15 protein-coding genes are annotated in these 12,001 nt (G+C 72.1%); 10 read left to right on the top strand and 5 right to left on the bottom strand.

Features of this window, described 5'->3' with window-relative positions; genetic code table 11:
- Window positions 1-198: 198 nt before the first annotated feature.
- Together ACWEN3_RS29495 and ACWEN3_RS29490 are read right to left on the bottom strand one after the other, a co-directional pair.
- Complete coding sequence (locus ACWEN3_RS29495; RefSeq protein WP_452976775.1) at window positions 199-945, bottom strand: hypothetical protein; 747 nt, start codon at window positions 943-945, stop codon at window positions 199-201.
- A 119-nt stretch (window positions 946-1,064) separates the two neighbouring features.
- Window positions 1,065-1,433, bottom strand: a complete 369-nt coding sequence (locus ACWEN3_RS29490) for an arsenate reductase family protein (protein ID WP_452976773.1) — start codon at window positions 1,431-1,433, stop codon at window positions 1,065-1,067.
- 164 nt (window positions 1,434-1,597) lie between these two features.
- Here ACWEN3_RS29490 and ACWEN3_RS29485 point away from each other — a divergent pair, with 164 nt between their 5' ends.
- From ACWEN3_RS29485 to ACWEN3_RS29475, 3 genes are all read left to right on the top strand, one after another.
- Complete coding sequence (locus ACWEN3_RS29485; RefSeq protein ID WP_452976771.1) at window positions 1,598-1,912, top strand: hypothetical protein; 315 nt, start codon at window positions 1,598-1,600, stop codon at window positions 1,910-1,912.
- A gap of 159 nt (window positions 1,913-2,071) precedes the next feature.
- Complete coding sequence (locus tag ACWEN3_RS29480; RefSeq protein ID WP_452976769.1) at window positions 2,072-3,439, top strand: DUF2252 domain-containing protein; 1,368 nt, start codon at window positions 2,072-2,074, stop codon at window positions 3,437-3,439.
- A gap of 178 nt (window positions 3,440-3,617) precedes the next feature.
- A complete protein-coding gene (locus ACWEN3_RS29475; RefSeq protein WP_452976767.1) occupies window positions 3,618-3,890 on the top strand; it encodes a hypothetical protein in 273 nt (90 codons plus the stop codon).
- Between the two features lie 16 nt (window positions 3,891-3,906).
- Here ACWEN3_RS29475 and pspAB read toward each other — a convergent pair whose 3' ends face one another.
- The 3 genes from pspAB to ACWEN3_RS29460 form a co-directional block, all read right to left on the bottom strand.
- The gene (pspAB, locus tag ACWEN3_RS29470) at window positions 3,907-4,491 is read right to left on the bottom strand and encodes a PspA-associated protein PspAB (RefSeq protein ID WP_452976765.1); all 585 of its coding nucleotides are present in this window, start codon (window positions 4,489-4,491) and stop codon (window positions 3,907-3,909) included.
- A 32-nt stretch (window positions 4,492-4,523) separates the two neighbouring features.
- A complete protein-coding gene (htpX, locus tag ACWEN3_RS29465) occupies window positions 4,524-5,444 on the bottom strand; it encodes a zinc metalloprotease HtpX (RefSeq protein WP_452976763.1) in 921 nt (306 codons plus the stop codon).
- A gap of 120 nt (window positions 5,445-5,564) precedes the next feature.
- A complete protein-coding gene (locus tag ACWEN3_RS29460; RefSeq protein ID WP_452976761.1) occupies window positions 5,565-6,020 on the bottom strand; it encodes a MarR family winged helix-turn-helix transcriptional regulator in 456 nt (151 codons plus the stop codon).
- A gap of 128 nt (window positions 6,021-6,148) precedes the next feature.
- Here ACWEN3_RS29460 and ACWEN3_RS29455 point away from each other — a divergent pair, with 128 nt between their 5' ends.
- From ACWEN3_RS29455 to ACWEN3_RS29425, 7 genes are all read left to right on the top strand, one after another.
- Window positions 6,149-6,475 carry a rhodanese-like domain-containing protein gene (locus tag ACWEN3_RS29455; RefSeq protein ID WP_452976759.1) on the top strand — a complete coding sequence of 109 codons (327 nt, stop codon included), beginning with the start codon at window positions 6,149-6,151 and terminating at the stop codon, window positions 6,473-6,475.
- Window positions 6,476-6,545: 70 nt separating this feature from the next.
- The gene (locus ACWEN3_RS29450; protein ID WP_452976757.1) at window positions 6,546-7,124 is read left to right on the top strand and encodes a YceI family protein; all 579 of its coding nucleotides are present in this window, start codon (window positions 6,546-6,548) and stop codon (window positions 7,122-7,124) included.
- 644 nt (window positions 7,125-7,768) lie between these two features.
- Window positions 7,769-8,956, top strand: a complete 1,188-nt coding sequence (locus tag ACWEN3_RS29445) for a pyridoxal phosphate-dependent aminotransferase (RefSeq protein WP_452976755.1) — start codon at window positions 7,769-7,771, stop codon at window positions 8,954-8,956.
- Window positions 8,946-9,470: a DUF6190 family protein gene (locus ACWEN3_RS29440; protein ID WP_452976753.1), complete on the top strand. Its 525-nt coding sequence runs from the start codon at window positions 8,946-8,948 to the stop codon at window positions 9,468-9,470. Before ACWEN3_RS29445 ends, ACWEN3_RS29440 begins: the two co-directional genes overlap by 11 nt.
- A gap of 53 nt (window positions 9,471-9,523) precedes the next feature.
- Entirely contained in the window at window positions 9,524-10,306 is a 783-nt protein-coding gene (locus ACWEN3_RS29435) for a dihydrodipicolinate synthase family protein (RefSeq protein ID WP_452976751.1), read from the top strand.
- Window positions 10,303-11,139 (top strand): iron-containing redox enzyme family protein, encoded by an 837-nt coding sequence (locus ACWEN3_RS29430; RefSeq protein WP_452976749.1) that lies wholly within the window; start codon window positions 10,303-10,305, stop codon window positions 11,137-11,139. Before ACWEN3_RS29435 ends, ACWEN3_RS29430 begins: the two co-directional genes overlap by 4 nt.
- On the top strand, window positions 11,136-12,001 hold an 866-nt coding region (locus ACWEN3_RS29425), incomplete at its 3' end, for a methyltransferase domain-containing protein (RefSeq protein WP_452976747.1). The genes ACWEN3_RS29430 and ACWEN3_RS29425, both read left to right, overlap by 4 nt.

Below are 12,001 nucleotides of genomic sequence, written 5' to 3'. Positions count from 1 at the left end.
GAGCAGTCCATGAGCGCGCGCATGACCCGCATCTGCTGCTGGCCACCCTTCTGCATGCAGGCGCTCATGGACTCCTCGCACATGCTGTGGCAGGACCCGTGCCCGAACGAGGTGACGGCCAGGACGGGTACGGCACTGCCGTGGGCGGCATCCTCCGCCCCGGCCCGCCACCTCATCGGCTTCCTGTCGGCCTCAGCCTCACCCCACCTTCTCGATCACCGCGTGCCGGATGAGGAACTTGCCGGCCTCCCGGACCTGTTCGAAGGCCGCGTTGTTGAGCAGGACACAACTGCCGGAGACGGAGGTGACCTTCACCGTCGTGGACTTGTTGTTGTCCAGGTTGGTGACCTTCAGGGTGGTGCCCGCCGGGAACTGGTTGCTGGACGCGGCCGGGGCGCCGGCCTCGCCGGAGAGCGTCACGGTGGAGCCCTTGCACACCTGCTGGCCGGCGGCCGCGGCGCCGCCACCGGCGCCGCCACCCGCGGCGGCGGACTGCGAGGGCTGCGCGCCCTGCTGCCCGGCCTGCATCCCCGAACCCTGCTGGCCGGCCTGCTGGCCCGCGCCCTGCTGACCTGCGCCCTGCTGACCGGCCTGTCCCTGCTGCCCGCTCTGGGAGCCCTGAGCCGACTCCCCAACCGTGCAACCGGCGGCCTTCTGCTGGACCTCGATCTGCTTGATGACCGCCTGGCGGTTGGCGATCCGGGCCGCGGACTGGGCGTCCGGATGCGCCCGCTGGTCCGCGATGAACCGGTCGTTGTTGCCGTGGGCGGTGGCGAGTCCCTGGCAGACGGTCGAGTCCGAGGCGGACAGGGTCTTCGCGTTCTGCGCGGGCTGGGCCGCGTTGGACGTGGTCGCGAGCGCGAAGGCCCCGCCACCCGCCACCGCCGCGGCGCTGACGAGCAGCGCGACCTTCTTCTTCGTGCCGAGAGTTCTCCTGCGCGACATGCGCGCCTCCTGAAGAGGTAGGGGAGCGTACGCCGCTATGTACGAGATGCCGAACGGGGTTACTCAGCGGTCGCAGGAGTCCGCCAAGTAACCTGTGTCACATCGGAGTTGAGCTTTCCTCAGCTCTTGCTGTGGGAGATCGCGTCCCGCACGGCCTCCTCGGTGCGCGCGACCAGGGCGGTGCCGTCGTCGGCGGTGATGATCGGGCGCTGGATGAGCGCGGGGTGCCCGGCGAGGGCGCTGATCCACCGCTCCCGCGTACTCGCGTCCCGGGCCCAGTCCTTGAGGCCCAGCTCCCCGGCGGCCGCCTCCTGGGTCCGGGTGATGTCCCACGGTTCGAGGTTCAGCCGGTCGAGTACCGCCCTGATCTCGTCCTCGCTCGGCACGTCCTCCAGATAGCGACGCACGGTGTACTCGGCCCCCTCGGCGTCGAGCAGGCTGATCGCGCTGCGGCACTTGGAGCAGGCCGGGTTGATCCAGATTTCCATGCGTCACACGGTACGCGAACCCCGCCTTCCCCCTGCGTCACCGGGGCCCCGAAAGCCCTTGTGGCCAGGGGCTTTTGTCAGTGGTGGGTCGTAGAATAGAAGCAGTGTTCGAGGGCATCGCGCGACTCTCCGGCCGGTGCCCTGACCGCGACAGGAGGATGCCCGTGCCCGCTGCCGCCCTGAAGCCGAAGCCGTTGCCGACCCAGTCCACCGCCACGCGTTCCGTGCTGTTCGACTCGCCCTACGAGCCCGTGGCGAAGCGTCCGCTGCCGGCCGGACGGCCCCGCGAGTGGTACGTCACGCACAACCGGCGCCTGAAGGCCATGCGCCTCGCCATAGCCCTGCTCGACTCCGGCGTCTACCTGCCGGACCAGGCCCGCGACGACACCATCCGGGGCACGGCCGAGAAGATCGGCATGCGCCCGCCGTCCGACACCACGTGCCGGATGGTGCGGGCGTTCATGCGCTACAGCCGCTGACCCCGGCGCCGGGACCCCGTACCGAGCGGGGGCCCGGCGTGCCACGCCGACCCCGATTCACCCGTTCGCCGTACTCCGCATGCGCGTGCCCCGCCCCGGGCCTTGACTGCGAGCAGGAGGTGACGGGAGCAGCGGGAGACCGCGGAAGGAGGCCGTCGTATGAGCATCCCCGAAGACCGCGCCGGGCGGGACGCCCCCGCGGAGCGCGCCCGGCGCGGCAAGCAGGCCCGCAAGCACGTCTCCCGTACCGCGCACGGCTTCTGGCTGCCGCCCGTCGGACGGCCCGACCCGGTCGGGGTGCTGGAACGACAGGGCCGCGACCGGCTGCCCGAACTGCTGCCGGTGCGCTACGGCAGGATGGCCGTCTCGCCGCTGGCCTTCCTGCGCGGAGCCGCCGCCGTGATGGCCGCCGACCTCGCCGCCCAGCCGCACACCGGGCTCACCGTGCAGCTGTGCGGTGACGCCCATCTGCTGAACTTCGGGCTGTACGGCTCCCCCGAGGGCGGGCTCGTGTTCGACCTCGACGACTTCGACGAGACCTTTCCCGGGCCCTTCGAGTGGGACGTCAAGCGGCTCGCGGCCAGCGTCGCCCTGACCGCCCGGGAGAACGGGCACGGCCGGGCCGGGACCCGCGCGGCCGCCCGGGCCGCCGCCACCGGGTACCGCACGGCCATGCGCCGGCTGGCCGGGCTCGGGGAACTGGCCGTCTGGTACGAGCGGACCGACACCGCGGGCCTGCTGTCGCCGGCCTGCTCAGGCCGGCCCCGCCGCCGCGCCGCCGCCACCCTCGCCCGGACCCGCCGCCGCACCCGTCCGTACGCCCTCGGCAAGCTCACCGAGATGGTCGACGGGCAGCGGCGGATCATCCACGACCCGCCGCTCCTGGAACCGGCCGGCGCCCCGGACACCGCCTCGCTGCGCAAGATCTTCAGCGACTACCGCTCCACCCTCCCCGACGAGCGCCGCCAGCTCCTCGACCGCTACCGGTTCGCCGACGCGGCCCGGGAGGTCGCCGGAGTCGGCAGCGTGGGCCTGCGCTGCTTCCTGGTGCTGCTCTGCGGGCGGGACACCGAAGACCCGCTGTTCCTGCGGATCCGGGAGGCGCGGAAGTCGGTGCTGGAGGAGCACCTGCCGAACGGGCCGTTCGTCCATCCCGGGCAGCGGGTGGTGGCCGGGCAGCGGCTGCTCCAGTCCACCGCCGACGTCTTCCTCGGCTCGATGACCGGCCCGCAGGGCCGCGCCTTCTACTGGCGCCGGTTGCGGGACGCGAAGGACGCGGTGGACGTCGCCGGGATGGGCCCTGCGGCCCTGGTCCGGTACGCCCGGCTGTGCGGCACCGCACTGGCCCGGGCCCACGCCCGCTCCGGCGACCGCATCGCCGTCGCCGCCTACCTCGGCGGCTCCGACACCTTCGACCGGGCCGTCGCCGACTTCGCCCTCGCCTACGCCGACCAGACCGTCACCGACCACGCCACCCTCGGCGCGGCCATCGCGGCGGGGGTGGTCCCGGCGGCGCCGGAGGTGTGAGGCCGGGGGCAACTCCGGCGGGACGCCGGTCCGTTCGCCGGGGCGCGAGCCGCCCCGCGCCGTCGTCGTCCGCGCCGGAAAACGGGATGCAGCCGCGGGAGCGCCCTCCCTACGCTTGGAAAACGGCATGAAGCCGACACATCCCACCCCCGTCACACGCACCCCATGGAGGTCCGTCATGCGTGGCGTCGTCGCGGCCGGGACGGTCGTCCTGGTCATCCTCGGATTCGGCGACCACCTCTGGTGGCTCGCCGCCGTCGCCCTGCTCTGTCTGTACGTGACACACGGTCGTGGCTCGCCCGGTACGGCCCCGCCCGCCGGCGCGGGCCCCCAGCCCGACAGCTACCGGGCCTACCGGGAGCGCCGGGACCGGCAGGCCCGCTGGGAGCGCCGCTACCGGCGGGAGCGTCCCTTCGAGACCCGCCGTCAGCGGCGCGAGAAGAGCGGATGAGGCACGGCGCTCCCGGTCACAGCCCGGGGGCGCCCCACACCGGGAACCAGCGGCCGAGGTCCGGTTCGATCCGCAGATCGTTCGCGAGCACCGACTTCACCTGGAGCTCCAGCGCGTTGTCCCGCCGCTCGCCGGCCCCGGGCAGCGGCGCGAACGGGTAGAAGGTGCCCCGCTTGTACAGGTAGACGAGCGCCAGCCGGCGGCCGCTGTCGTCGGCGAAACCGGCCAGCGAGCACAGCAGTTGCGGGCCGAAGCCGTTGACCTCCATGGAGCTGTTCACCGCGTGCAGATCGTTGACGAGCTGCGGCAGCTGGTCGGGGGTCCGCTCGGACACCAGCCACGAGTAGCCGTAGTCGTCCCGGCGCAGCTCCACCGGCGGGCCGGAGCGTTCGGCGTCCGCGTCGAGCAGCGCCTGCACCTCCCGATGGGTCTGCTCGAAGGCCGCGCCCTCGACCGTGGCGAAGCACACCGCGCCGCCCCCGGTCGGCGTGAACCCGGCCGCCGCCTGGAGGGTCACGGCCGCCGAGGGCAGCGCGAACAGCTGGTCGAGGTCCGGGGCGACCGGTTTGGTGCGCCCCAGCAGGATGTCCATCAACCCCAACGCTCAGCCCGCCTTCCGCCGCAGTGTCATGCTCAGTCCGCCGACCCGGGGACGGCGGCCTCGCCGAGCTCCGCGGAGATCCGGCCCAGCTGCTCCAGCCGCTGCTCCAGGGTCGGGTGGGTGGAGAAGAACCGCTCGATCCCGGGCTCCTTGCCGGTCGCGGGCGTGAAGTAGAAGGCGTTGAAGGCCTGGGCCGTGCGCAGGTCCTTGGTCGGGATCCGGGCGATGTCCCCGGTGACCTTGGTGAGCGCGGAGGCCAGCACCGAGGGCCGGCCGGTCAGATGCGCGGCGGCGCGGTCGGCCGCCAGCTCCCGGTACCGGGACAGCGCCCGGATCAGCAGGAAGCTGAGCGCGTAGACCGCGGCCGAGACGCCCATCACGGCGGCGAAGACGACGGCGGTGTTCTGGTCCCTGCGGCCGCCGCCGAAGATCTGGGAGTAGAAGGCGAACCGTACGATCAGTCCCGCGATCACGCCCAGGAAGGACGCGATCGTGATCACGGCGACGTCCTTGTGCGCCACGTGCGACAGCTCGTGCGCGAGCACGCCCTCCAGTTCGGCGGGCTCCAGCCGTCGCAGCAGACCCGTGGTCACACACACCACGGCGTGGTCGGGATTGCGGCCCGTCGCGAACGCGTTCGGCATGTCCATCGCGGACACGGCGACCACCGGCTTGGGCATGTCCGCGATGGCGCACAGCCGGTCGACGACCGCGTGCAGCTCGGGATACTCCTCCCGCTCCACGACCCGGCCGTGCATGGCGAACATCGCGATCCGGTCGGAGAACCAGAACTGCGCCACGAACATGGCGCCGATCAGGACGACGACCAGCAGCCACGACTTCAGCAGCACGATCAGGGCGGCGACGAATCCCACGTACAGCAGTCCCAGCAGGAACATGGTGACCGTCATCCGCACGGTCAGCCGCCGGTCGCTCCTAAAGCGGCTCTGCATCTTGCATCACCCCGCAGTCAGGCACTCGTCCCGCTGTCCAGTGTGCACCTGCCGCCTCCCATGAACAGGTCCGGAACGGCCCTGCTGCGGGCAAAGCTTCCCGGTGGGGCGGGGATCCGGTCAGCCCAGCTCCACGTCGCGGTCCTGTTCCGCCACCTTGTGCAGGGCCTCGGCGACGACCTGGGCGTCCTCGTCGCTCAGATGGGCCGAGAAGTGGCGGCGGATGCTGCGCAGGTACACCGGGGCGGTGGCGCGCAGCGCGGCGGCGCCCTCCTCGGTGATCGCCGCCCAGGACACCCGGCCGTCGTGCGGATCGGGCACCTTGCGCACCAGTCCGGCGCGCACCATGTCGTCCACCAGACGGCTCACCCGCGTACGGCTGAGCACGACGCGGTTCGCGACCTCCCGCATGCGCAGGCCCTCCGCGCCGGCCGCCTTGAGCTCGAGCAGCACGTCGTACCACGTGAGCGGGACGCGGCCGTCGCGCTGGACGTCGCTCTCGATCGCCCGCAGCGCGGTGTTGTGGGCGAGCAGCATCGCCCGCCATGCCTCTAGTCCGTAGTCCCGGTCAGCCACCAGGCGATTCTATCCGGCGTTGCGTGCGTGCGCACGCACTGGTTAAAGTGTGTGCGCACGCACGGAAATCGAGGCCGGGACGGCCGCGTGGGTGCGCACACAGCGCGTGTCTTCATCGGAGGTGGCTCATGGTGCGGAACCTGACCCGTGACGAGGTCAAGCGGAAGATCGACGCCGGCGCGGTGACGGTGCTGGAGGCCCTGCCGGAGCAGTACTGGAAGGAGGCCCATCTGCCGGGCGCCCACTGCCTGCCGCTCGACCGGGTGGACGTCCTCGCGCCGGAGCTGGTGCCCGACAAGCGGTCCGAGGTGATCGTCTACTGCACCGGCGTGACCTGCCCGAACTCCGGTCAGGCCGCCGAGCGGCTGACCCGGCTCGGCTACGAGCGGGTCCACACCTACAAGGACGGCAAGGAGGACTGGATCGGCGCCGGCCTGCCGACCGAGTCCGCCTGACACCCGGCCGGCGCACCGAGCGCGCCGACGCGGAATCCGCAGAGCGAGCAGAGGGAAGAGGGTACGACCGATGACCGAGAGCGCGACCACGCCGACCCGCCTGGTCGGCGGTGTGGAACTGCCGGCGCCGGGCCCCTGGAAGGTCGACCCGGGCCATGCCGAGGTCGGCTTCGTGGGACGCCACTTCATGCTGACCAAGGTGCGCGGGCGCTTCACCGGGGTGGACGCCACCGTCCACGTCGGCGAGCGGCCCGAGGACACCAGGGTGACCGCGGTGATCGACATGGCGAGCGTCGACAGCGGCGACCGGACCCGCGACGACCACCTGCGCTCCGGGGACTTCTTCGACGTGGAGAAGCACCCGCGGGCCACCTTCGAGTCCACCTCGGTGACCTGGGACGGCAGGAGCGGAAAGCTCACCGGCGACCTGACGATCAAGGGCGTGACCCACCCGGTCACCCTCGACGTCGACTATCTGGGCTACGCCCGCGATCCGTGGGGCGGCGACCGCACGGTCTTCTCCGCCGCCGGCCGGATCAACCGGGAGGACTGGGGACTCAGCTGGAACATGGCACTGGAGACCGGCGGCATCCTCGTCTCCAAGGAGATCGAGCTGTCGCTGGAGATCGAGGCGGTCCGGGAGGTCTGAGCCCCCGACGCCCCCGGGCCCGGTCTGCGTCCCGGGCCCGGAAGGGGGGAGGGGCGATATTCCGGCGGTTTTCCCGGCACGCCCTCGGCGGCCCGGTTTTCCGGCCGGAAATCGCCCCTCCATGAGCGGACCCGGCAATTTTTTCCGGGCCCGCCCTTCGGCATGCCCGAAATTCGTGATCATGCCTCTGACGTGGGGTTTGAAAGCGGTCCGAGCGCTGAAAGCACAGTCGGCACCCCTTGCAGAACCGGACAGTGACGGGCCGGGGAAAGAAGCCCACAAGTCGCTGAATTCCCTTGTTTGTTCGAGACCGGTTGTGCAATCGTTCCGACGCGGACCGCAGTCCGCCGACGGGGGACGGACGGGGGAGACATGGCAGGGATCAGAGACCGCGCGCACGTCGTCGAGGCCGGCTCCGCAGCCGCCCGGCCGGCGCCTTCCACTCGCTGACACACGGCTCCCGAAGCCGCCGGCCGCACCAGGCGGCAGCCGTCACCGCCCCGCACCCCGCACCGCCGACGGGGCGCGGGCCCGTACGCCCGTGACCGGTCGTTCCCATCCCGCCGCGACCCCGCACCCGGGGCGCCGCGGTCGCGCACGTCTGTTCTCCAGAAGGCTCATCCCGCACATGACCCGGAGGAAGCGTGAACCCGTACAGCACCCTGTCCGGAACCGACCACCAGCAGCTCACCGATCTGACCCAGCACGAGATCCAGGCACTGCGCACCCGCTTCAATCTCGCCGACGCCCACACCCACCAGCGCCAGTCGGCCACCCAGCACGACATCGTCTCCCGGCTCCCCGAGCTGTGGTACGAGGCGGAGAACGGCCTCCAGGCCACCTACGAGCAGCGTTTCACGGAGTCCTTCTTCCGCCTGCACGGCCAGCGCACCGCCCTGGAGCGCGGGAAGACGATGCTCTCCTACGCGGCGTCCGTCTCCACCATGGTCGTCGGCATGTACCTCAGGCGGCGGCGGATGTCGGTCACCCTGGTCGAGCCCTGCTTCGACAACCTCTACGACGTCCTCGACAACATGGGCGTACCGCTGTACCCCGTCGACGAGTCCGCCCTGCACGACCCGGACCGCATCTACGCCGAGCTCAAGCGCCGGGTGCGCACCGACGCCCTGTTCCTCGTCGACCCCAACAACCCCACCGGCTACACGCTGCTCCAGCACGGGCGCCGGGGCTTCGAGGAGGTGGTCCGCTTCTGCAAGGACCACGACAAGCTGCTGATCCTCGACTTCTGCTTCGCCTCCTTCACCCTGTTCGGCTCCGAGCTGGAGCGGTTCGACGTCTACGAGCTGCTCGAGTCCTCCGGCGTCTCCTACCTGGCCATCGAGGACACCGGGAAGACCTGGCCGGTGCAGGACGCCAAGGCCGCCATGATCACGCCCAGCGACGACATCCGCGAGGACGTCCACAACCTGCACACCAGCGTCCTGCTCAACGTCTCGCCCTTCGTCCTCCACATGCTCACCCAGTACGTCGAGGACTCCCGCCGCGACCAGCTCGCCTCCGTCCGCGACGTGCTGGGCGCCAACCGGGACGCCATCCGCAAGACGCTCGACGGGACCATCCTGGACCTGCACGACCCGGTGGCCGGCGTCAGCGTCGCCTGGGCCCGCATCGACCACCCCGAACTGACCGCCACCGAACTCCAGCGCGTCCTCGGCGCCGCCGAGGTCTATGTCCTGCCCGGCCGGTACTTCTTCTGGAGCCAACCCGACAAGGGCGAGTCCCACGTGCGGTTCGCGCTCGCCCGGGAACCGCGGACCTTCGCCGACGCGATGGTGCGGATGCGCGAGGTGCTCGACCGCCATGCCGGCTGAGCCGCCCTGCGCCCCGCACGCCGCCGAGTACGCCGACGCGGCGCTGTTCCTCGGCATGAACAGCGCCGACGAACGCCTGCGCGTCGCCTGCAAGGCGTTCTTCGCCGCCCGTCTGGACGGCACGCTGGTGATGAGCCTCGAACAGGTCGGCCGCTGCGACGACGTCATCTGGGGCTACGCCCGGGAACTCCAGGACGCCTACTACCCGTTCATGGACAACCTCCACACCGTCATGGACATCCGCCGCGTCGGCTACGACGAGGCCGACCTGCGCCGGGCCCTCGACGGCACGGGGATCCCGGACCCGCTCCCCGTGCACGAGCGGCTGCTGCTCGGCATGGTCACGGGCCGCGAGGGGCTGCTGCACACCGCGAGCCCCCGGCTCACACGGCACCCGGGGCTGCCCGTGCGGGCACCGGCGGCCGCCGACGGGCCCGAGCCCGTCTTCCCCGGGCCGCTCGAAGCGCTCTACCGCCGGTCGCTGGCGCTGCGCGTCCCGGCCGGCGCCCTGTGAACCGCCGCGCCACGCAACCCGGACCCGGCACGACGGCGAGAGGAGACCGCCCGGTGATCGGCCGACTGACGGTGGCCCTGGTCACCCCCGTCACGGAGCGGGGGAGCGTGTCCGAGGACGGGACGGCCCGGCTGGTGGCGGCGGTACGGCCGTACGCCGACGCGCTGCTGCCGGCGCTCGGCACCGGCGAGGGAACCCGGCTGACGGACCCTCAGTGGCGGGCGGTGGTGGCGGCGACCGTACGGCACGCCGACGGGCTGCCGGTGTTCGCCGGCATCCTGCGGCCCACCACGGCGGAGGTCGCCGCCCGCGCCCGCACCGCCCGGGAACTCGGCGCCGCCGCGATCGTGGCGGCCACGCCGTTCGGGCCCGGGGTGAGCCAGGAGGAGATGGTCCGGCACTACACCGACCTCACCTCGGCCACCCCGCTGCCCGTGATCGTCTACCACGAGTCCGCGGTCTCCCGGAACGCCCTCGACCGGGACACCCTGCTGCGGATCTGCGCGCTGCCCGGCATCGCCGCGGTCAAGGACTCGGCGGGCGACGCGGCCGCCACCCGCGAGCTGATCGCGGCCGGCCCCGGCGTGCCCGTGCTCCAGGGGCTGGAGCGCCTGCTGCTGGACTCCGGCCCCGTCGACGGCTGCGTCGTGGCCCTCGGCAACGTCGAACCGGAGCTGTGCAGGGACCTGATGACCGACCCGTCCGACGAGAACGCCGCCCGGCTCGCCGAGGCCCGCGCCCGCTACGGCCTCGACCGCGACGACTGGTACCTGACCCTCAAGAACGAACTGCACCGACGCGCCGTTGTCCCGACAGCGAAGGAGGTTCCGCGGTGAACGTCACCGCACAGCCCACCGGCAGCCCGCACAAACGGCTGTTCCTGCTCAACCGCTCCCGGCCCACCGCAGGCACCGTGGCGCGGATCGAGGAACTGGAGGCCGCCTGGCTCGGCCCGCTGCTCGGCCGGCTCACCGAGACCACCGAACCCGTCGCCTCGCGCGCGGAGTGGACCACCCGCCTGGACGGCCTGCTGGCCCGCGAACGCGAGGGGACCACGGCCGCGAGCTATCTCGCCGAGAAGGCGAGCCGCGAGGAATTCGCCTTGTTCGTAAGGGAGTTCGCGCTCGACGGGCTCACCGAGGCGCAGAACTTCTTCCCGGCGGTGCCCCGGCTTCCGCTGCGCGCCCAGATGGCCGTGATGCGGGTCCTCATCGACGAGTTCGGCTGCGGCAACGAGCGCCAGGCCCACACCCGGCTCTATCTCGACCTGCTCGCCGAACTCGGCCTTCCGCAGGACCTGGAGAGCTTCCTGGACACCACGGGCGAGGAGACGTACCAGTTCCTCAACGTCTTCTACTGGCTCACCCAGCGCGCCGACGACATCGCCTACTTCCTCGGCGCCCTCGCGTACCTGGAGGCCGGCATCCCCGACGCGTTCACCGTCCAGGCCCGCGCCTGCGAGCGCCTCGGCATCGGCCACGGGCGCTACTACACCGAGCACCTCCACATCGACACCTTCCACATGCGGGAGATGCAGCTCGCCGTCAAGGAGTGCGAGACGGCCGGGGGCATCGACTTCACCCGCGTGTGGACGGGCGCCCTGCTGCTCTCCGAACTCGTCGGCGCCGCCTTCGAGGCGGCCGTGGCCCGGGCCCGGGAGGCGGTGTGAGCGACGCCGTGCTGCGAGAACTCCCCGGCGGCCGCGTCCTGGTGCGGGTCGGGGGCCGGGAGTTCGAGATCGACGGGGCCTGCCCGCACCGCCTGGGCCGCATGGTCCACGGCCACGTCAACCCGCGCACCCTGCGCATCACCTGCCCGCTGCACCGCAGCGGCTTCGACCTGGCCACCGGCTGCCCGGTCACCGGCCCCGCCGAGGACTCCCTCGCCGTCCACCGGGCCGGTGCCGCCGGACAGACCTACGAGCCCGAGCAGGTGTGGCTGCCGGCCTCCGAGCGGCTACTCGACTGGGACGACGGCTTCCACGACCTGATGCTCGGCGACCGGCTGCGCATGACGGCGTACCGGAGCGCGATCACGGAGGCGGTACGGCCCGGCGCGACCGTCCTCGACCTCGGCACCGGCACCGGCGTCCTGGCCCGCTGGGCGCTGGAGGCCGGCGCGGCCCGGGTCTACGGCATCGACCTGAACGAGCGGATCCTCGCCACCGCGGCCGAACGCCTCGCCGCCGCCGGCCACGGCGACCGCTTCCACCCGCTGCCCGGACTCTCCTTCGACCTCGAACTGCCCGAACCCGTCGACCTCGTCATCTCCGAGATCATGGGCAACCTCGCCGACAACGAGAACTGCGTCGCCATCCTCGACGACGCCCGGCGCCGCTTCCTGCGCCCCGGCGGCGCCATGCTGCCACGCGCCGTCGAGAGCTATCTGGCGCCGGTCGCCGCCGAACGGGCCCACGCCCGGCTGCGCGACGGCGCGCCCGAGGACGCCGGCGGCCGTGCTGGAAGTTCGGGTTGCCCGGCTGGAGCACCGATCATGATCTCGGCGAGGCGCGGGTCGCTGCGGACGGACTT

Source organism: Streptomyces sp. NPDC004561, assembly GCF_053602155.1.
The sequence above is the reverse complement of the archived record's forward strand: the minus strand, read 5'-3'. Positions and strand labels throughout refer to the sequence as shown.